Annotated in this window: 14 protein-coding genes, 1 tRNA gene and 3 rRNA genes; 2 read left to right on the forward strand and 16 right to left on the reverse strand. The window is 46.0% G+C overall.

Going from position 1 to position 22652, the window contains the following annotated elements; all coding sequences use genetic code 11:
* Positions 1-204: 204 nt before the first annotated feature.
* From rrf to HXT37_RS00020, 4 genes are all read right to left on the reverse strand, one after another.
* Positions 205-321 (reverse strand): 5S ribosomal RNA (gene rrf, locus HXT37_RS00005).
* 179 nt (positions 322-500) lie between these two features.
* Positions 501-3560, reverse strand: a 23S ribosomal RNA gene (locus HXT37_RS00010).
* A 378-nt stretch (positions 3561-3938) separates the two neighbouring features.
* Positions 3939-5465, reverse strand: a 16S ribosomal RNA gene (locus HXT37_RS00015).
* Together the 16S, 23S and 5S rRNA genes form the textbook arrangement of a ribosomal RNA operon.
* 192 nt (positions 5466-5657) lie before the next feature.
* Positions 5658-5804: a hypothetical protein gene (locus tag HXT37_RS00020; RefSeq protein WP_162720529.1), complete on the reverse strand. Its 147-nt coding sequence runs from the start codon at positions 5802-5804 to the stop codon at positions 5658-5660.
* A 425-nt stretch (positions 5805-6229) separates the two neighbouring features.
* Here HXT37_RS00020 and HXT37_RS00025 point away from each other — a divergent pair, with 425 nt between their 5' ends.
* Positions 6230-7003: an SIR2 family NAD-dependent protein deacylase gene (locus HXT37_RS00025; RefSeq protein ID WP_119522340.1), complete on the forward strand. Its 774-nt coding sequence runs from the start codon at positions 6230-6232 to the stop codon at positions 7001-7003.
* A gap of 25 nt (positions 7004-7028) precedes the next feature.
* Here HXT37_RS00025 and HXT37_RS00030 read toward each other — a convergent pair whose 3' ends face one another.
* The 12 genes from HXT37_RS00030 to tgt form a co-directional block, all read right to left on the reverse strand.
* Complete coding sequence (locus HXT37_RS00030; RefSeq protein WP_119522341.1) at positions 7029-8948, reverse strand: alpha-glucosidase; 1920 nt, start codon at positions 8946-8948, stop codon at positions 7029-7031.
* A gap of 214 nt (positions 8949-9162) precedes the next feature.
* Positions 9163-10131, reverse strand: a complete 969-nt coding sequence (locus tag HXT37_RS00035; protein WP_004109418.1) for a ketopantoate reductase family protein — start codon at positions 10129-10131, stop codon at positions 9163-9165.
* 242 nt (positions 10132-10373) lie between these two features.
* A complete protein-coding gene (locus tag HXT37_RS00040; protein WP_004109420.1) occupies positions 10374-11420 on the reverse strand; it encodes a ribokinase in 1047 nt (348 codons plus the stop codon).
* Positions 11421-11466: 46 nt separating this feature from the next.
* Positions 11467-11862, reverse strand: coding sequence for a D-ribose pyranase (gene rbsD, locus HXT37_RS00045; RefSeq protein WP_004109421.1), 396 nt, complete (start codon positions 11860-11862; stop codon positions 11467-11469).
* A 295-nt stretch (positions 11863-12157) separates the two neighbouring features.
* A complete protein-coding gene (locus HXT37_RS00050; RefSeq protein WP_410309431.1) occupies positions 12158-13096 on the reverse strand; it encodes a D-ribose ABC transporter substrate-binding protein in 939 nt (312 codons plus the stop codon).
* Positions 13097-13359: 263 nt separating this feature from the next.
* Positions 13360-14361 carry an ABC transporter permease gene (locus HXT37_RS00055; RefSeq protein ID WP_004109423.1) on the reverse strand — a complete coding sequence of 334 codons (1002 nt, stop codon included), beginning with the start codon at positions 14359-14361 and terminating at the stop codon, positions 13360-13362.
* 171 nt (positions 14362-14532) lie between these two features.
* Positions 14533-16026, reverse strand: a complete 1494-nt coding sequence (locus HXT37_RS00060; protein ID WP_033888531.1) for a sugar ABC transporter ATP-binding protein — start codon at positions 16024-16026, stop codon at positions 14533-14535.
* A 216-nt stretch (positions 16027-16242) separates the two neighbouring features.
* Positions 16243-17253 (reverse strand): LacI family DNA-binding transcriptional regulator, encoded by a 1011-nt coding sequence (locus tag HXT37_RS00065; RefSeq protein ID WP_421779508.1) that lies wholly within the window; start codon positions 17251-17253, stop codon positions 16243-16245.
* A gap of 389 nt (positions 17254-17642) precedes the next feature.
* On the reverse strand, positions 17643-18104 hold the full coding sequence (locus HXT37_RS00070) for a nucleoside deaminase (RefSeq protein WP_064622043.1): 462 nt from the start codon (positions 18102-18104) through the stop codon (positions 17643-17645).
* Between the two features lie 74 nt (positions 18105-18178).
* On the reverse strand, positions 18179-18949 hold the full coding sequence (locus HXT37_RS00075) for an alpha/beta hydrolase (protein ID WP_004109429.1): 771 nt from the start codon (positions 18947-18949) through the stop codon (positions 18179-18181).
* A gap of 146 nt (positions 18950-19095) precedes the next feature.
* Positions 19096-19178: transfer RNA gene (locus HXT37_RS00080), tRNA-Leu, on the reverse strand.
* Between the two features lie 75 nt (positions 19179-19253).
* Positions 19254-20579 carry a tRNA guanosine(34) transglycosylase Tgt gene (gene tgt / locus HXT37_RS00085; protein ID WP_004109431.1) on the reverse strand — a complete coding sequence of 442 codons (1326 nt, stop codon included), beginning with the start codon at positions 20577-20579 and terminating at the stop codon, positions 19254-19256.
* A 185-nt stretch (positions 20580-20764) separates the two neighbouring features.
* Here tgt and HXT37_RS00090 point away from each other — a divergent pair, with 185 nt between their 5' ends.
* Positions 20765-22558 (forward strand): S1C family serine protease, encoded by a 1794-nt coding sequence (locus tag HXT37_RS00090; protein WP_421779510.1) that lies wholly within the window; start codon positions 20765-20767, stop codon positions 22556-22558.
* The last annotated feature ends 94 nt before the right edge of the window (positions 22559-22652 follow it).

Raw genomic sequence — 22652 nt, forward strand, 5'->3', positions numbered from 1 at the left:
ACGACCTGCTTGAGCGCAGCATTGCGCGCGCGAAAGCAATTCGGAGCGTGAGCTTGCTCAGACGGAAAGTCCAGTGGACTTTCCGTGCAAGCTCAGCAGTGAGCGCTTATAGCGTGAGCGTTGTCCAGAGTTTGGAGGATTACAAAAACAGTAGTATACGAAAATAAAAAAAGCGGGGAGTGAAAACTCCCCGCTAGAAAAATAATGCGGCAGCGTGCTAGTCTCCCACACCCTATCGAGTGCAGTACCCTCGCCGTGTCAGGCCTTAGCTTCCGGGTTCGGAATGGGACCGGGCGTCTCACCTGAGCCATGACCACCGCAAAACTAGATTATACACTCACGAGCTGTGAGTGGCAACACGTGGCGGTTTGGGAACCGGACATGAACGCGAATAAAAACTCTCTTACCAACTGATCGTTAAGCAAAACATTCAGTACTCATTAACGCTAGAAGAATAATACTCATAAGGAACTCACCCTCCCCACTAGTAAAAGTGAGGAAGAATGTCACCATCGCCCGTTAGTACTAGTCAGCTCCACCCCTTACAGGGCTTCCACATCTAGCCTATCAACCACGTGTTCTACATGGGGGCTCACACACTAAAGTGCAAGGAATGCTTATCTTGGAGCAGGCTTCCCGCTTAGATGCTTTCAGCGGTTATCCCTTCCGAACGTAGCTAACCGGCAGCGCCACTGGCGTGACGACCGGCATACCAGAGGTTCGTCCACCCAGGTCCTCTCGTACTATGGGCAGGTCTCCTCAACATTCCAACGAGCGCAGAGGATAGAGACCAAACTGTCTCACGACGTTCTGAACCCAGCTCGCGTGCCGCTTTAATCGGCGAACAGCCGAACCCTTGGGACCTGCTCCAGCCCCAGGATGCGACGAGCCGACATCGAGGTGCCAAACCATCCCGTCGATATGGACTCTTGGGAATGATCAGCCTGTTATCCCCGGGGTACCTTTTATCCGTTGAGCGATGCCACGTCCGTACGCCGGCACCGGATCACTATCTCCGACTTTCGTCCCTGCTCGACCCGTCAGTCTCACAGTCAAGCCCGCTTGTGCGATTACACTCAACACCCGATTGCCAACCGGGCTGAGCGGACCATTGAGCGCCTCCGTTACTCTTTAGGAGGCAACCGCCCCAGTTAAACTACCCGCCAGGCACTGTCCCTGACACGGATAACGTGTCGAGGTTAGACGCCAGATATGGAAAGAGCGGTATTTCACCTGTCGACTCCACGCAAGCTAGCGCCCACGCTTCACAGCCTCCCGCCTATGCTACACGATCCACACCTAACGACAATACCAAGGTATAGTAAAGGTCCCGGGGTCTTTTCGTCCTTCTGCGCTTAACGAGCATCTTTACTCGTACTGCAATTTCGCCGGGCTCCTGGCCGAGACAGTGGGGAAGTCGTTACGCCATTCGTGCAGGTCGGAACTTACCCGACAAGGAATTTCGCTACCTTAGGATGGTTATAGTTACCACCGCCGTTTACCGGGGCTTAAATTCACCGCTTCACCGAAGCTAACGGATCCTCTTAACCTTCCGGCACCGGGCAGGCGTCAGAGCGTATACAGCGGCTTACGCCTTCGCACGCTCCTGTGTTTTTGGTAAACAGTCGCTACCCCCTAGCTTGTGCCACCCCCAACAGCTCCGCTTGTAAAAAACATCACCATCAGGGGTCTCCCTTATGCCGAAGGCACGGGAGTAATTTGCCGAGTTCCTTGGCCAGGATTCGCCCGATCGCTTCGGTATACTCTACCAGACCACCAGTGTCGGTTTAGGGTACGAGCGGAATCACACCTCACGTTGAAGCTTTTCTTGGCAAGCAGGATCACCGGAATCAGCCTTACAGCCTACCCATCACGCCTCAGCTTTAACATCCCCCGGATTTACCTAGGAGACAGCCCACACGCTTAGCCACGGAAAACCACCTCCGCAGCCGGCTACCTACCCGCGTCACTCCCACGCTAACCTACTACCGATACAGTCCCAACACAAACCAGCCAACAACCCCGAAAGGCAATCAACCAGCAAATGAAGGTTAGTACTCTCAGATTCAGTTCGAACGGTGTAACACCGGTACGGGAATATCAACCCGTTCATCCATTCGACTACGCCTGTCGGCCTCGCCTTAGGACTCGACTCACCCGGGGACGACGAACGTGGCCCCGGAACCCTTAGTCATTCAGCGGACGGGATTCACACCCGTCTCTCGCTACTCATGTCTGCATTCTCACTCCTGTAAAGTCCACGACAAGTTCACACTGCCGCTTCACCCCATACAGGACGCTCTCCTACCCCGCATGAAACAAATCATGCAGCCGCGTCTTCGGTGGCGTGCTTAAGCCCCGCTACATTGTCGGCGCGGAACCACTAGACCAGTGAGCTGTTACGCACTCTTTCAAGGATGGCTGCTTCTGAGCCAACCTCCTGGCTGTCTATGCGACTCCACATCCTTTCCCACTTAGCACGCGCTTCGGGACCTTAGACGACGATCAGGGCTGTTTCCCTTTTGACGACGGAGCTTATCCCCCGCCGACTCACTGCCGTGATAAACCTAACAGGTATTCGGAGTTTGGCTGCTATTGGTACCCGGTATGGGCCCGCAAGCATCCAGTAGCTCTACCCCCTGTAAGCAATAACACGACGCTGCACCTAAATGCATTTCGGAGAGAACCAGCTATCACGGAATTTGATTGGCCTTTCACCCCTAACCCCAAGTCATCCCCCCAGTTTTCAACCTAGGTGGGTTCGGTCCTCCACACGGTCTTACCCGCGCTTCAACCTGCTCAGGGCTAGATCATCCCGCTTCGGGTCCAGGACATGCGACTCAAACGCCTTTTAAAACTCGCTTTCGCTACGGCTCCCCCACCCGGGTTAGCCTCGCCACATACCACTGACTCGCAGACTCATTTTTCGATAGGCACGCCGTCACCCCACAAAGAAGGCTCCGACGGATTGTAAGCGCACGGTTTCAGGAACTATTTCACTCCCCTCCCGGGGTGCTTTTCACCTTTCCCTCACGGTACTAGTACACTATCGGTCAGACAGGAATACTTAGGCTTACCCAACGGTCTGGGCAGATTCACGCGGGATTCCACGAGTCCCGCGCTACTTGGGAATAAACATAAAGAGACATCGCACGACAAGCTACGGGGCCATCACCCTCTACGGCTGGGAATTCAATCCCATTCACCTAGCACGACATTTTATCACTCTCCTCAACCCCGTCAGAGGCTGAACAGTCCATCCCACGACCCCGAATGCGCAACACCTGACGGCTATCACACGCACCCGGTTTAGCCTGATCCGCTTTCGCTCGCCACTACTCACGGAGTATCCTTTCCTGCAGGTACTGAGATGTTTCACTTCCCTGCGTACCCCCCACAAAAACTGTGGTGACCACTCATAACAGTGGCCGGGTCTCCCCATTCGGAAATCCTCGGATCAAAGCCCACTCGGCAGCTCCCCGAGGCATATCGCAGCCCGTCACGTCCTTCATCGGTCCTGTCTACCAAGGCATCCACCATACGCCCTTACCAGTGACAAACACTAAAGTAAGAACCCATCAGCAAAATTCTCTAGACAAAAAATCATCACACTAAACGATCACAAAACGATCAAGCGACTCCAACAAAAGGAGCCGGTTGAAATTGATAAAAGCAAAAAAATCGAAACAAAAAAGTTTCGTATTTTACTCGCGTCCACTATCCAGTTCTCAAACCACCACAACACCACAAAACCCAAGCCAAACACTCAAAAGCATCAACCTGAAATCCTGTGAGTCAAGGACCGCAACCCCAAACAAAAAAGGGGGGTGGCAATCCGGGAACCCAAAAGCATGCCCAACAAACTCATCAAAAACGTTAACTATTGTTTTCCACACCAGTAACCACACTCAAACCGAGCGTGCACAAAAACTCCGTAGAAAGGAGGTGATCCAGCCGCACCTTCCGGTACGGCTACCTTGTTACGACTTAGTCCCAATCACGAGCCTCACCTTAGACGGCTCCATCCCAAAAGGGTTAGGCCACCGGCTTCGGGTGCTGCCCACTTTCATGACTTGACGGGCGGTGTGTACAAGGCCCGGGAACGCATTCACCGCGACGTTGCTGATTCGCGATTACTAGCGACTCCGCCTTCACGTAGTCGAGTTGCAGACTACGATCCGAACTGAGACCGGTTTTAAGGGATCCGCTCCATGTCACCATGTCGCATCCCGTTGTACCGGCCATTGTAGCATGCGTGAAGCCCTGGACGTAAGGGGCATGATGATCTGACGTCATCCCCACCTTCCTCCGAGTTAACCCCGGCGGTCCCCCGTGAGTTCCCGGCATAACCCGCTGGCAACACAGGGCGAGGGTTGCGCTCGTTGCGGGACTTAACCCAACATCTCACGACACGAGCTGACGACGACCATGCACCACCTGTGAACCTGCCCCGAAGGGAAACCACATCTCTGCAGTCGACAGGCACATGTCAAGCCCAGGTAAGGTTCTTCGCGTTGCATCGAATTAATCCGCATGCTCCGCCGCTTGTGCGGGCCCCCGTCAATTTCTTTGAGTTTTAGCCTTGCGGCCGTACTCCCCAGGCGGGACGCTTAACGCGTTAGCTCCGACACGGAACCCGTGGAATGGGCCCCACATCCAGCGTCCACCGTTTACGGCGTGGACTACCAGGGTATCTAATCCTGTTCGCTCCCCACGCTTTCGCTTCTCAGCGTCAGTAACAGCCCAGAGACCTGCCTTCGCCATTGGTGTTCTTCCCGATATCTACACATTCCACCGTTACACCGGGAATTCCAGTCTCCCCTACTGCACTCTAGCCCGCCCGTACCCGGCGCAGACCCACCGTTAAGCGATGGGCTTTCACACCAGACGCGACGAACCGCCTACAAGCTCTTTACGCCCAATAATTCCGGATAACGCTTGCGCCCTACGTATTACCGCGGCTGCTGGCACGTAGTTAGCCGGCGCTTATTCGAAAGGTACACTCACCCGAAAGCTTGCTCCCAATCAAAAGCGGTTTACAACCCGAAGGCCTTCATCCCGCACGCGGCGTCGCTGCGTCAGGGTTTCCCCCATTGCGCAATATTCCCCACTGCTGCCTCCCGTAGGAGTCTGGGCCGTATCTCAGTCCCAATGTGGCCGTCCGCCCTCTCAGGCCGGCTACCCGTCGAAGCCTAGGTGGGCCATTACCCCGCCTACAAGCTGATAGGACGCGACCCCATCCCATGCCACTAAACACTTTCCCAACAAGACATGCGTCAAGTTGGAGCATCCAGCATTACCACCCGTTTCCAAGAGCTATTCTGGAGCATGGGGCAGGTTGGTCACGCATTACTCACCCGTTCGCCACTCTCACCAACCAGCAAGCTGGTCAGATCCCGTTCGACTTGCATGTGTTAAGCACGCCGCCAGCGTTCATCCTGAGCCAGAATCGAACCCTCCACGAAAAACTTCAATGAAGAGCCAACAAAAGGCTCCAATATTAAAAAGAAAAAGACGAGACATTCTTTAAGGAAAGAACATCCCAACAAAAAACCTCACCACCATTTAACCATCTCTCAGGCACCCTGCAATCTGCAAGGCAGGCAATGAACTGGCAATAATTAACTAATAAGTAGTACAGACACGCTCTTGAGTTCTCAAACCACCACCACACCAGCCGGCCCATCAACCTCAACCGAGGAGAACCAGCCGCGCTGAGCAGCAAGAGATAAACTTACACCAACCCACGCTAAAACGCAAACCCACCAAAAACAAACACCCCAAAACCATTGAAAACAAGCCAAAACACCGGCGTGTCGAAAACCACGAAAAAACACCAAAAAACCAACACAAAACCAGGAACAATAATCAAAACCAACAAAAAATAATCAAGAATAGCCCCAAAAACATCAAAACCGGGAGTGTCGCACCGCCATACTCCAAACAAAACAGCAAAAAACGCAATTAATACAGAATCAACGCGAAAAATACACAATAAAAACAGAAAAAATGAGATATACGATTAGATATACACAAAAATATATGAGTGCGATATATGGAATACATACGGAATAAGAAATACCTATATAAATAGATACTTATTAAATAAACTTTTATAAAGCATACAAAGCACATAAAAACACAAAAAGCGTAAAGCGCATAAAAAAAGAAAAATAAGAAAATAAGAATAGGGTATTAACAGACATTAAATAAAAGAAGGAGCAGAAGAATGAGCGACAAGCAATCGAGCAATAAAGCACACCACATTGTTGTGCTCACAGGCGCAGGAATCTCCACAAGCGCAGGCATTCCCGACTTTCGCGGTCCAGATGGAGTTTGGACTAAGCACCCAGAGCAAATGAACGTTTATGACATAGACGCATTTTTAAGCAGTAAAGAGGAACGCGTCTACTCTTGGCGCTGGCAAAAAGAGTCTCCCGTTTGGAACGCACAGCCGGGGACTGCGCACAAAGCACTTGTAAAACTCGAGAAGGCAGGAATGCTCGACCTTATAGCCACCCAAAACTTTGATGCGCTTCACGAAAAAGCTGGCAATAACCCAAATATTATAGTGAACTTGCATGGAAGCATCGGAACTTCGCACTGCATGAGCTGCCACGCGAGCTATAAAACTGCCGATATTATGGCAGATTTAGATGAGCACCCGGATCCGCATTGCAGACGCACTCTGCCGTACCGCAGCAATATGCCTTGTAACGGTCTCATAAAAACAGACGTTGTTTATTTTGGAGAAGCGCTTCCAGAAGGTGCTATGGAACGCAGTGCGCAAGCAATAGTTAAAGCGGACGAGCTGTGGGTTATTGGTTCCACGCTGGAAGTATTTCCAGCTGCCAGCCTCGTGCCGTTAGCTGCGCGCGCTGGAGTGCCGATTACGATAATGAACCTGGGCTCTACGCAATACGACTATTTGGCAGAGCGTATTATTCGCGAAGATATTGCGAAAGCTCTGCCAAAGTTAGTAGACGAAACTATTGCAAAGTGATTATTGCAAATTAATGCTATTAAAACTATTGCAAAGTAACAGCTATACCTTCCCAAGGCGCAAGCGTACCGTTTTTAAGCGATGTAAGCGCGTGATTCACGTCGTAGGTTGTAACCATTACGTCACGCCCCACAAAAGCGTTAGAGGCGCGATTTTGCAATAATTGCGCGCTCTGCGTAGGGATAGGCACAGTTGAGTCAGTCATATTAACCATTACGAGCATGCGTTCTGTAGATTCCGCGGAATTTGCAGCAGATTCCGCAGCAGTCTCTGCAGAATCTTCCTGCTTTTCGCAACCAGATTTAAGCTCGCGCACAAAAGCATACACGCACTCGTCATCTGCATCAACCAAATCCCAAGAACCAGCAGAAACAATCGTCTCCGAATGACGAAGCGCAATCAAATACTTATAGAAAGCGTAAACGGAATCTGAATCTTCCATCTGCTCTGCTGCGTTAATATCCACATAATTAGGATTCACACTAATCCACGGCTCTGCGTTATTTACCGACTGAACATTAAAAGGCATGAATCCCGCGTATTTAGAAGCATTCCACTGCATTGGAGTTCGAGAATTGTCGCGGCCGCGCTTTGCGAGCGCATCCATCATCGACTCAGCAGACTGAATATGCGCTTTTTCTACGCGCTGCTTAAACATATTCAACGCTTCCAAATCGCGATACTGCTCGAGACGCGTAAAGTGCGCGTTAGTCATACCAATTTCCTCGCCTTGGTACACGTAAGGCGTGCCGCGGTGCATGTGAAGAAGCATGGCAATCGCCTTAGCAGAGCGCACGCGCATCTCCTCGCTAGCCTCACTACCCCAGCGAGAAAGCGCACGCGGCTGATCGTGATTATTAAAGAACAGGCTCGCCCAACCAGCATCCACTACCGCTTGTTGCTGCTCTGCCATCACGCTCTTTAATGCCGTAAGCTTTAGCGGCACAGGATTCCACTTAGTACCGTTTTCGCAATCGATATCCACATGATTGAACAGGAATAACATGTCAAGTTCGCTGTGAGCAGGGTCAGTAATATAAGTATTACGGTGCGGAGAAATTCCCGGAGCCTCGCCAACAGTAAGATAACCTTCGCGACCGTCGAAAACTTCTGCACGCATCTCGCGCAAGAATTCGTCTAAACGAGGACCGTCCGAGCAGAACGGGAATGGCGAAGAATAGCCGTCAGCACCAGCTGGCAAATCTTCAATTTGGCAGCCATCTTCACCCGGCAAACGACCTTCAGAATCAACATGCTTGGAAATTTGCGTAATCACATCCATGCGGAAGCCATCAATTCCGCGATCCATCCACCAATTCATCATCTTGTACACGGCAGCGCGAACCGCGGGATTTTCCCAATTCAAATCTGGCTGCTTTGGCGAATACTGGTGAAGGAAGTATTCTCCGCGCTTCGGATCGTAAGTCCACGCGGAACCGCCGAAATACGAACCCCACTTATTCGGCTCCGCACCCGGCTCACCAGGCACACAACCTTCACGCGCAGGCCTCCACCAATACCAATCAGCGTAATCACTAGAAGCATCTCTTGAAGCCTGGAACCAAGCGTGCTCGTCAGAAGTGTGATTTACTACTAAATCCATCACGACTTTAAGACCGCGCTCGTGAGCTCCAGCCAGCAGCTCGTCCATATCTTCCAAAGTTCCGAAAAGCGGATCAATATCTTGATAGTCGGAAATATCGTAACCGTTATCGTCTTGTGGGGACTTGTAAACAGGGCTGAGCCAGAGCACGTCAACGCCTAAATCAGCCAAGTAATCAAGGCGAGAAGTAATTCCCTTCAAATCTCCAATGCCGTCACCGTTTGTGTCCTGGAAGCTTCGCGGATAAATCTGATACACTACTGCATTCGCCCACCAAGGGTTTGGAGTAGCGCCGTTCGTACGCACGGATTCTGGCAAGTTTGCTCTGTCAAAAGTAGTCATTTAATCCCCATTAATTTACATTGATAAGTATTTTTATTGCAGTTTTATTTATTACAAATAATTCTATTTACTTAATAATATTTATGATTTTAGACTCTAAACTTTATCATCATACTAGATGTTACGCGCGGATAATAAAAAGCGGCCCGCAGTAAAAACCGCGAGCCGCGCCTCCTTCTCATTCATTGCAAGAGCTATAGGGATACTCTCTAAATTATTGCTGATTATGAAGTTTGAACGCGAGTTCTGCCAAATGAACTCCATGCGTTAAGAATTCGTGAGTGCGGCAAACGTAATCATTTTCGCGACCGAGCTTTGCTATGTAACCATTAATGTAATCGACTTCAGTCTTTCGTCCGCGACTCATATCTTGGTACATAGAAGGATAGTGCAGAGGATTTGCAACGCGACTTACGTAATCGATAGCCTCTAGCTCCTGCTGACGCGTATTAACCATACGAATTCCGGCACGCTCGCACACGTCGTACGCTTCGTTAATAAGCTGTTGAGCCATATCCATAGCCCCAGGGTACGAAATAAACTGACCCATTTGAATCTGATACATTGTGCACAAAGTGTTAACTACGGAATTGAAAACTACCTTCGCCATGCACGTACCCTTGAAATCTTCCGTAATAGTAGGATTCAATCCGGCAGCTTTAAAGTCGTCTCGCATAGCAAGCTCAACGTCACTCACCTGCTCGTTCAACGCGCACATATTCATAGTTCCAACGCCAACTTTACCAATAAAATCAACGTCGCCTGGACCGTTCAAAACGGTTGCAATCATGGCAGTTCCGCCGTAAATATGATCATCCGGGAAGTACTGCTGCAACTTTTCAAAATGACCCCAGCCATTCATAGCAGCAAACACAACCTGATGCTCTTTAAACAAATGCTTACAACGCTCCAACATTTCCGCAAGCTGCATTTGCTTCATAAACACAATCCACACGTCTGGATCGCCGTCATAATCTTCAGGCGTATACATATTAATCGGTACCAAATGACGGTTTTCATGGTCACGGCTCACCATTACGCCGCCTTGCTCGCGAACTTTATTCACATTCTCATCCCAGGCATCAATGAAATCAACATGAATGCCAGCCGTTTCCTGCAACAAAACGCCATAGCGATATCCCATAGCTCCCGAACCGATCATTGCATATTTCATGCCACTCATAGTGACACCTCCTTTTAGGTAAAAATGTGCTTAGGCGAAATTCGTGCATACATGAAAATTCGTCGAAGCGACTGTAAATATAGTAAAAAGCAGTAAGGCTGATTGTAGTGACTAAAATCAGCCAACTGCTTTTTGGTTTTTATAGCATATTACACAGTTTTAGAAGAATGTCAAAATTCTGCGCATCGGCAAGGCGCGAACGTCAACTGAATATACTTACAATTTATGCATGCATCACCTACTTACAAGTGAAAAAATTGACGAATTTGAGCAACTGTACCGTAAGAAGCTTGTGCACCAAAACCAGTAGCAGCATATGCAGCTACATAAGAAGCGAGTGACGCTGCATCAACCAACCGCATATCCACAGACAAACACGCAAGCACAGTACCCATAAAAGCATCGCCACAACCCGTAGTATCAACGGCATTGACATGCTGAGCCATAATTCGATGCACCGAATTATCAGCATAATCCAAAACCATAGACCCACGTGAGCCAAGTGTTACTATTGCCTCATTAAAGCCAAACTCATGCATTGCATGAAGCGTATGCTTCCAATCAAATGAATCCCAATCACCGCTATCTGGTTCTGAAATATGCAATAGCTGTGCCATTTCATGCTCATTGACCAGTAAGATATCTGCAGATCGTATAAGATCTTGCGGTAATGTATCCAAAAAAGGCGAATTATTAAGCAAAACTTTTACGCCATGCTCATGCGCTAAGCGAGCGCACATCGTAACCGATTCTAATGGACTTTCCAAGCAAAGCCCTAATACTTTTGCATTAGTAATAGCAGCTTGCACAGATGGCGACTGAATATAATCAATATCAACTTGCGAGTTAGACCCAGGCGCATAAACAATAGTATTTTCGCCACTTTGCGCATCCACTGTAATCACTGTTGCGCCACTGTTGCAATTGGGTACATGACGTACATACGTCGTATCAACACCAGATTCTCGCAAAGCACCAGTAAGAAAATCAGCATTAGCATCATCACCTACAGCACCGAACATACATACGTGCGCACCAAGCTTTGCAGCAGATACTGCCTGATTACCTGACTTACCTCCAGGCAGTATTCGTATTTCGTTACCTTTAATGGTCTCACCAGGCATAGGAAGACGATTAGCAACAATAGTATAATCCGCATTCATAGAACCAACTATCGCTACAGTAGGCATCTTCATATTTCGTAACGCAGGCAATGTCTCATGTTGCAAAGCCACGTTAACAGGCTGAATGACTTTAATCTTTTCTAAACTCTCTAACGAGTCAAGCATATGATAACTACACATAATTCTCCCTAAATATTGCGCAAAACAAAGCTTAGAATGGAACGCCACAACGCAGCAACACGTTAGAATACGGAGTAGTCTCACCCGTTCGAATCACGAATTTAGCTTGCGAAACAAGAGCCTTAAACCCTCGTTCGCCATCATGCGGCACATAAGTCAATGGCACACCAAGCAAATCCTTGATCCATGTTTCTGGAACATCATCACAAGCTTCTTCCGCCATAATACCAGACTCAAGAACAAGATCATCCTTTATTGACGCAAGCACATCAGGAAATCGCGGTATTCCAAAAACCAAAGCTAAATCAATAACTTCTACGCCCGCTGGGACAGGCAAGCCACAGTCAGAAACAACAAATTGATCCTTATGCCTCAATTTTGCAATAGCAGCTGCTAATTGTGCGTTCAAAATACCATGAGTTAACATAATTCACCCCATATCGTGGCTCATGAAAGTGACATCAACAATGATCATCACCTTCATAACAAGTGCGCCACCACGAACATATATGATAAAAAATCTTATTAAGAAAACAATGGCGTTGAGAACACTAAAGCATACGGTATTAATAAATTTTACTGTTGCGATTATTTTCACGAAAGCATCATGAATGCTCTCAACACCATATAAATTTTGCATTAGCTATATTAATCCATAAAACTACTCAACATAAACTTTAATGTTTATATACAGAATTACATAGTTTTATGCAAAATATGTATTACTCAAAATCACCCACATTCTTTACTGTCACTGTTTTCACAGTAATTGGTTCAGTCTTTGGAACACTTTGCCCTTTAATAGCTTTTACAGCAGCAGCAACGGCAGAACGACCAAGTTCCTTTGGCTGCTGAGCAATTGTTCCAGCCATTGCGCCGGCCTTAATAGCTTTCATACCGTCAGCAGTGCCATCGAAACCGACTACTTTAATTTCTTTACCAGCTTTAGCTCCTAATGCTTGAATGGCACCTAATGCCATCTCGTCATTTTCGGCGTAAATGCCGGTTGCATTCGGGTGCGATTGCAACAAATTAGTAGCCACATTTAATGCTTCAGCACGGTCAAAGTTAGCAGTTTGTTCTGCTACAACTTTAATATTTGAATATTTCTTAATACGATCTTTGAATCCTTTGCCACGGTCGCGAGTAGAAGCCGCTCCAGGAATACCTTGCAAAATCAAAACTTCACCCTTTTCGCCCATACTATTAGCTAGCGTGTCAGCAGCCTGAGCACCACCAGCAACGTTATCGGAAGCAATATGCGAAGTAACTTTTTCACCAGTTACAGAACGGTCAACAGAAATCACAGGCAAGTTCGCGCTTAGCAACGGGGCAACTGCAGGACCAGCAGCATCAGAATCTACAGGGTTAATAATAACAACTTTTGCACCTTGTGATTGAGCATTCTGCGCTTGATCCTGCTGCTTTGCAGAATCATTCTGAGCGTCGGAAACTTGCAAATCAACACCAAGTTTCTTTGCTTCAGCTTGGGCACCATCACGCAAATCCACAAAGAACGGATTGTTCAAAGTAGAAACTAGCAATGCGACTTTATCGCCACCATTAGTACTACCACATGCACTCATGCTGACAATAAGTGCAGATGCTGCTGCAACCGCGCAAGCAATCTTTACGCCTCGACGCATAATTGGATAATTCATCATATCTCCTTTGATTATTGCCCTGTGCTACCGCAAGTTTTAGTTCGATAAATCCACAATGTTGCAGTGACATAAGGCTGATGTTTCACCATCTCTTTACCTTATTGTTACGTAGTTTTGAGTTATAAAGTTCAGTTATAATATTCCAAATCGTCTCAATTCTTGCTGAAAATATTGATTACTCGCCACTTACGAATCAACATTTGCAAGATTCACCTCCTTCCTACGAGAAGATCAAGTTTATAAAAAGTATTAATTTGCTGTCAGTGCGTATCTTCCTTGCGGCGCAAAGTGTCAAGGCTCACAGCAAAGGCAATAACCAAACCAATAACTACTTGCTGCCAGAAGGAGGAAACATTCAAAATATTCAAGCCATTACGAATTACAGCCAGCAAAATTGCTCCTACGAAAGTGCCAGAAATCTTACCTTTACCGCCCGAAAGCGAAGCACCACCGATAACAACAGAAGCAATAGCATCCATTTCATAGCCAGCGGCAGCCTGAGGCTGAGCGGAATGTAAACGACCGGCAATAACTAAACCAGCGATGGCAGCGAAAATACCGGAAAAAACAAACACCATAATTTGCGTTTTATGAATATTGATACCAGAAAGGCGAGAAGCCTCCATATTTCCACCAACAGCATACATAGAACGACCAGTAGTGGTGAAGTTCAGTATTACTGCAGCAATAACACCCATGATAATCATCATCACAATTGGCATTGGAATACCTAATATCTTGGCACCAAAGAAATTCACCATGCCAGAAGTGGAAATAGGACGACCGTCTGAAACAACAAGGGTAAGTCCACGCGCAACAGACATCATTGCCAATGTAGCAATAAACGACGGTAACTTAAGAAAAGCGTTTGCAACACCTGAAATAAGACCAAAAAGCGCACCGGTTACTATGCCTACAACAACAGTTAACACTGGTGGCAAACCCATAGAAACGCCTGTATACGCAACCAACATACTAGAAATTGCAGCCACCGCACCTACTGACAAATCAATACCAGCGGACACGATAACAAAGGTTTGACCGAATGCCAAAATAGCAACTGTCGCAGCTTGAATACCCACATTGAGAATATTCACACTTGTCAAAAATGCTGGCGTGGCGCACGAAAGCGCAGCACACAAGATAATCAAGCCGATAAGAGCGCCATTGCGTGATGCAAACTTTTTCGCTGCAGGCAAAAATCCTTTATCAACTGCACCGTATCCCAAATGCTCAGATTTTGCACTACTCGTAGCAGCCATAATTTATACTCCTTTAACAAATTTTGCTATAACTCACTGCACTGCTGTGTGCAATAAATTGTTGTATGCAAGTTTTACGTTTGATTGGTAACTTTAATTTTTAAGATTTCAATATGGCTCATGTATCAGTTTCATATTGAAAGCAGTAAGGTTTTACTCATTCCTGTATGCTCAAATACCAGATGTATTAAGGTGAGTCACTGCAAGTTCCATCACACTTTCCTGCGTAGCCTCGCTTGCAGCTAATTCACCGCTGATTCTGCCGTTCGACATCACCAATACGCGATCTGACATGCCAAGCACTTCAGGCAAATCTGAGGATGCCATCAGCACAGCACCTCCATTTTCTACGATACTGTTAATCAACTCGTAAATTTCTACACGAGCACCAACATCAACACCACGAGTAGGCTCATCCAGCAATAGCACTTTCACGTTCGCCATAGACCATTTGCCGAACACGATTTTTTGTTGATTACCGCCAGATAGCGAACCAGCGAGTTGATCAATGTTTGCCATACGAATACGCAATTTTTTTGCAGTTTCTTCCTCGCGAGTACGCTGCCCTTTCAAATCCGCAAATCCTGCATGTGCTGTAGGAACTAATGTAGAAATTCCCAAATTTTCTGCAACAGATGCTTCAAGAATCAACCCTTGTACTCGACGATCTTCTGGGACTAAACCAAGACCAGCTGCGATGCTTCCTGCAATATTCGCTTTTGCAATAGATTTACCATCAACAGTTATTGAACCTGAATCATAACTATCTGCACCAAATATTGCACGAAGAACTTCGGTACGACCAGCACCTACCAAACCTGCAAGACCCACAACTTCGCCAGCATGAACGCTGAAGGATACATTTTCTAACGTACCTTTTCGCGTTAAGCCTTCTACTTTTAGCAGCTCTTTGCCTTGACTACGTTTGCCATGAGGGAATTGATTTGTAATATCACGACCTACCATGAGTTTTACAAGTTCCTTCTCAGGAACTTGCGCATCAACAGTATCGACGTATTTGCCATCGCGAAGTACGGTTACAACATCACCAATACGCGCAATTTCATCTAAATGATGAGAAATAAACACCATTCCAACATTTTTGGATTTTAAATCTTCCATAATGTTAAATAACTGTTCACATTCTGGTTTTGTTAGAGCAGCTGTTGGTTCATCAAGAATAAGGATAGATGCATGCTGCATAAGTGCTTTGGCTATTTCTACCATCTGTTGACGAGCTACACCAAGTTGTCCCATTGGCTTATTGACATCTTCATCTAAACCGATAACTTGCAATGCAGATTCCGCACGAGCACGCATCGTCGCGCGACTAACAAAACCAGCTTTCGTAGGAAGCATACCAAGGAACAAATTTTCCATAATAGAAAGTTCTGGCACCAAATTTAACTCTTGGTGAATCACAGCAATGCCCAATTTGCGAGCAGTATCCACATTAGGAATTCGCGCTGTTTCACCATTGATCTCAATATGACCTTTATCTGGCTGATAAATGCCGCTCATCATCTTAATAACTGTTGACTTGCCCGCACCATTTTCACCAAGGAGAACATGCACTTCACCTGGTTTTACTGTTACAGACACATTGTCAACTACCGTAGAATTACCGAATATTTTCGATACTCCTACTAGCGATAGTTCCGTCATGTCTTACCTCTTTCTTCGCTACAGCACCACTGCTGCCACGAAAATGCAATAAATTACGCTACATTACGCTTGTACTTTGGATGAGAATTATGCCGCAATGTGCATGCAAAAACGTAACAACAACGGTACGCTCAGGTGATTGCTGCACACGCTTACAAAGTCACGGTACAAAAATCAATAACAATAGTGTCAAGCTATAGAATAACAGCCTTACAGCTACGCATTTCCTAACGATTCACGCGGAATATACATAGTTTCTACTCGCTGCGATTGAACATCAACATTATGTTCTAACATATCCAAAAAAAGTGCAGCACTAGTACGACCAATGCGCTGAACTTGTTGCGAAATAGTAGAAATACGCGGCGTTGCTAAGCGGAATATTTCAACATCATCAAACGAGATAAGTGAAATGTCACTGCCTATCACTAATCCTTCACGAGCCATTACATCCATCACTCGCAGCGCATCTGGCGAATAACCGACAATAAGTGCTTTTACACCAACGCTAATCATGCGATGCAACACGCTAGCGCATGAGGATTGTTCAAATCCCGTAGATTCTACAAATACATGTTCTTCGCCAAATATCTCCGAAGCCACTGTACGAAATACTTGTTCACGTTCTTGCAGTGACGGTGAAGCGATAATTGGACCCGACACGTAGCCAACTGAGCAAAAACCATGTTGTTTAACATCCAATAATGCTTCACGAATACCTTGCTCTGGATCCGAATCCAAAACTGGCACATGCGTCAAATCGCCAGTCCGAGACTCCACATGTCGATCCATAAACATAAGTGGAAGATGCTGCTCCATCAACATTCTCATAGCATCAGTTTCCTCACCTTGAGGCACAATAATCGCACCATCAATGCGTTGAGAAAGAATACTTGTAATGAATGAATCTTGACGAGCTGCACTCTCAGAAGATGTTCCAATAAACGCACAATAGCCGGCATCAAACAACGAGTCTTGCACAGTATACGCAAGCTCAGCAAAATACGCATTGCGTATATCTGGCACAAGTAGCCCCACTGTCTTAGTACGAGATGACCGCATCGCCTGAGCGCGAGAATCTGGTATATAACCTAGTTCCGCAACTGCACGCTCAACTTTCGCCTTAGTGTTTGCCGATATACGACCCGTATTATTCAATGCGCGAGAAACAGTTGATACTGATATACCAGCACGTTGCGCAACATCGCGAATCGTAATGTACGACATGACACCTCCAGCTCATCTCTTATGCTCAACCAGTGTTAACAATTTTGCACTGTTATCGATATGTTTTGATTTTAGCTTGTACTCCATGTTTTATACTACGTTTTTCCATATACTCCTCTCGTTGGAGAAAAACAGCACTATGCAACCATGCATAAGAGCCTCTGTGCAATCTTATTCTCAATGAGCAGCTTCATCAGCGCTGAATAGAATCCGCAATTGAGATAACGTTCCCACAATTGTCGGTTTCTTCAACTTACCTCATGCGGTAACGTTACCGCAACTATAACATTTTGCTAGAATGAACACAAGGGGAACACGCTAAAAATTACTTTTCATGCACTGCGTTATCTTGAATTAAACGCAACATTAAAAAATAATGCAACACTTATCTAACGTTGATGCGCAAAAAAGTTTCGCAAGGGTTGAGCACACTCAGATTCGCATACTGAACCAATGACTTCCGGACGTGAGCCAACATGAGGATCTCGCAAAATATCCCATACAGAACCACACGCACCAAGTTTGGCATCCCACGCCCCGAAAATCACGCGTTTAAGGCGCGTTTGCAGCACAGCTCCAGCACACATAGGGCAAGGTTCAAGAGTTACTACCAGAGTACAGTCAGATAGATTCCAAGATTTACGCGAGGTAGCAGCATCTTTCATAGCAAGCACTTCAGCATGAGCCAAAGGATCAGCGCTCTGCTCTCGCATATTTGCGCCTTTGCCAATAATATTACCGCTACCATCAAGCACAACTGCTCCAACTGGGACTTCGCCTGCAGAAGCAGACTCTCGAGCCAAATTCAAGGCTTGATTCATTGCAAATACTATCTCATCGCGCATATTCATGAAATCACTTTACAAATTAATTTACAGATTAAGAAAAAACAAAATCGAATAAATTTACATAAATCTAAGTAAATTTACATAAGCCCAGAAGAAATATCGTGAGTTACGAACCACTTGCGAATATCGCCAATTTCGTTCATATCAACAGCGTGATCCAACCCGCGATAACGACGTTCTTCAAGCCAAGTGTGCTCCTCAAGCCACGCTGCAGCAGCCGAGAATTCGTAAGGAGGAATCACGCCATCCTCTAATCCGTAGCCGAAAAATACAGGAGTATTACGCTCAGCTAAATCGTTATCTTGTAATGCGATTTCTTCCGAGGAAGCAGGAACACTAGGCGCTATGAACCCGGAAAGCGAAACGGCCGCACGGTAGCGCGAAGGATTCAAACGCAAAACGTGCACCGCGAGCGCAGCGCCTTGCGAAAAACCAAATGGCACAATGTCGCGATTCGCTGGAATATTTTCATGCACCCATTCGTCAATTGCTACAGCAGCAGCATACATATCGTAATCTAAATCTTCTCGCTGCGGCACAGCATCGTGGAACCAACTGTAAGCGCCTTCTGCCAGCTTAAGTGGAGCACGTAAAGCGATTGCATCATTATATGGTGCAACTACTCGCAACAAATCCAATAAATCTTCCTCGTTAGAACCCCAACCGTGAAGGAGCAAAAGCAGCGGATGCGTTGGATGAGCTGAAGCATTCCCTTGCGAATACTGTGCATTCATAACTTTTAAAGGCTCACCAAAACGACCCGGCACAACGTGAGATTCGCGACCAATATGTGGATCGTAAGAATTGTCACCTACATTATTGATATTTAGTTCATCGTTAGTGTTCATTACATCACCGTCGCTTGTAATAAATAAAAGTTTGTACAATACTCGCACTTTTTTGCATTGCAGTTGCAATATAGTTGCCTTATATTTGCACAAAAGGCCAGAATAGTAAGAGGCAAAGCCCTTGCAATTCCAGCCTTTTTAACTAGTGCGAACGGCGGGACTTGAACCCGCACGAGCATACGCTCACTGCCACCTGAAGACAGCGCGTCTACCATTCCGCCACGTTCGCATACAAAGTGCAAGGCTATCATATTTAACATAAATTCGCAATATTTAACCTAGCATTTTGCGCTCAAAACTACTCTCAGCCTTTAGAACCGTTTTCGTAATAGTGTGCAAGAGTCTCATCGCGGAACTCTTCAAAATATCCGCCGTCAATAGAAGCTCGAATATCGTCGAGCAGCTTCACAAAGAAACGCTCATTATGAATGGTTGCAAGCGTAAATCCATTCATTTCACTAGCGCGCAACAAATGATCCACATACATTCTGGAATAATGCGTGCAAGTGTAGCAATCGCAGCCTTCTTCAAGCGGACGCTGATCATGCTTAAACTCTGCACGTTTTACGTTGTAGCGACCATGACGAGTAAAAATTGCTCCGTTTCTTCCGCAGCGAGCTGGAGCCACGCAGTCGAAAGTATCTCCGCCGTTTTCAACGCAAGCAAAAATATCATCCACGGCTGCAATACCAAGCACGTGGCGTGGGCGATTTTCCGGCATAGCATCGCAAATCCAAGCGCAAGTATCACCAATAATTCGCTTCTCAATAGCGCCACCAATGCCTACGCCATCAAAATCTAAAGAAGCAATCTGCTCGGCCGCATGCCTACGCAAATCCTCATAATTAGCACCCTGCACAACGCCATACAATGCTTGATACGGCTTGCCTACACGCTCCTCGGTTAAACGCTGATGCTCTGCAACACAACGCTTTGCCCAGCGGAAAGTGCGCTCTACAGATTCCTCTTGATATCGGCGAGTATTCATCAAAGTAGTAAGCTCGTCGAAAGAAAACATAATATCCGCGCCCAGCTTATGCTGGATTCCCATAGAAATTTCAGCACTAAAACGGTGCTTAGCTCCGTTAAGAGGAGACTTAAAAGTTACGCCATCCTCGTCAACAAAAGCCATACGCTCCTTACCGGCTGCAATAACATCATCCGACTTCATGCCAGTAACGTCCATTGCAAGGGTCTTCTTAAAACCAGCACCCAAAGAAAGAACCTGAAAACCGCCAGAATCCGTAAAGGTTGGCTTATCCCAGTTCATAAACTTTCCCAATCCGCCAGCTTCGTCAAGAACATCCGCGCCAGGACGTTCGTACAAATGAAAAGCGTTTGAAAGCATGCACTGAGCGCCCAAATCCTTAATGCTTTCTGGCAACACTGCCTTCATTGCAGCTTGCGTTGCAACAGGTACAAATGCTGGGGTCTGAATATCTCCGTGAGGCGTGTGAATTACGCCGGTGCGCCCATAGCGAGCACCGTCACGACCTTTACCTTCAGCAGTATTGGAAAGTCGCGTTTTAGTTGTAAACGAAAATTCTTTGCGGTCACCAGGCTTCCCAGGCTCAGCTCCGCGTGGATGTTCAAGAAGACTTGTCATAGCATTTACTTTATTAGAAGGCATGACGAGTATAAATAAAAAACACACACAATTTATATTTTTCTGTGACAATATCCAAATTAATTTGCAAAATTTATGAAATTTACAAGGCAAATTATTTAAAAAATTATAAAAAAACATACTATCTCTTACATAGATAATGGCATGGTTTATTATGGTGTGTTAAGAGTCTTTTGTAAGGAGGATGAATGGCTGACGATATGTATGGTGCAAATCAGCAGGAATCCAATGAAACTGCAAATAATGGATATTACGAGCAGCAGGAACAACCGACGCAACCAGCACAACCAACGCAAACAACGCAACCAGCACAAACATATAGCCCAGCTCCTGAATTCGGAGCTTACGGCCCAACAAATAACGAAAATGAAGTTGGTACAAACACTACACAGTATCCAGCTAACAATTACGCCGTAAACCAAAATAACGATGCGGATAATACAAATATCAACAATGCTCCTACGCAATACATTGGATCACAAAATTACTACGGAAATAATAATTTTAACGGCTTCGGAAATCCGTATAATTACGGCACAGACAATAATTCTTACCCAAATAATGAAGTTGGCAATCAAACACCAGCGCAACAGAATTTTAACAATAATGCAAGTAACGAAGAAAATGAAAATATAGCAAAAACAAGCATTATTAGCACAAATGCAGCAAATACAAACGACACAAACAAAAAAGGTAACAAAAGAAAAACAAAAAGCTCTTCGTCAACTGCTTTTGTTGCCATTTTATCCTCCGCAATTTCTGCAATAGTTTGCGTAGTTGTAGTTCTATTTGTAATCTCGCAAGGTCTTATTTCAATTCCACAAAGCGGCTCTTTCGCAAACATCGGCTCTCATTCTTCTGGCCCTGGGACCGCAGTAGTTAAAGGCGGACAATCTCCGGATTGGCAAGGAGTTGCAAAAAATGTTTCCGGAGCCGTTGTTTCTATACAAACTCGTTTAGAGAAAGGCATGGGGAAGGGTTCTGGAGCAATTATTGATTCAAAAGGTTATGTTGTAACAAACAATCACGTAATTGCTAATGCAAAAGAAATTCAAGTAACCCTTTCTAATGGTCAAATTTATTCAGCTACATTAGTCGGAGCAGATAAAACTACTGATTTGGCAGTACTTAAATTAGACAATTCACCAAATAATTTAAAGACAGTCCAATTTGCAGATTCTAATCTGCTTTCCGTTGGCGAACCGGTTATGGCAATCGGAAATCCGCTTGGATATGACGATACAGCTACCACAGGCATTGTTTCGGCTTTAAATCGTCCAGTATCAGTTATGGACGACCAAAGCCGCTCTGAAATTGTAACTAATGCAGTACAAATTGATGCAGCTATTAATCCAGGAAATTCAGGCGGCCCAACTTTTAACGCTGCCGGAAAGGTCATAGGTATTAATTCTTCTATTGCAGCGACATCAGCTCAAGGGGAGACTACAGGATCTATCGGCATCGGCTTTGCAATTCCAGCAAATCTGGTGAAACGAGTAGTTACAGAAATTATTAAGAATGGTTCTGTAAAGCACGTAGCACTAGGGATCATGATTAAAAGCACAGCAGTTGAGTCCGAAGGAATTACTCGCGGAGGAGCTCAAATTGTTTCTGTCAATCAAGGAAGCCCTGCTGAAAAAGCCGGACTCAAAGCCAATGACACTATTGTTGCCTTTGACGATAAGCCTGTATCCAATAATTACGCACTCCTCGGGTATGTGAGAGCAACAGCGTTCAATCAAAAAGCTACGCTCACAATAGTTCGTAACGGCAACACACTTAAGTTGCAAGTTACATTCAACCAAGAAGAAACTGCTGTTAATGGCACAAATAAGCAAGAAAAGAAATTAAAGAAAAACCAAAAGAAGCCTAGTAAAAAACGCGGAAGTAACTCGTACGATGGTGACGATGACGATTTACAACAACGTGGAGATGACGATGGTGACGATGGTGGAATATTTGATCCATTCGGTTTCTGGTAAATAAAACCGAATGTTTTACTATTAAAAAGTAAGACGCTGTAATAAAAATGCCCCTAAATAAGTTAGTTAACTTACGCAGGGGCATTTTCATAAT

This window comes from Gardnerella sp. DNF01151, from assembly GCF_049244235.1.
Classification (GTDB): domain Bacteria; phylum Actinomycetota; class Actinomycetes; order Actinomycetales; family Bifidobacteriaceae; genus Bifidobacterium; species Bifidobacterium swidsinskii.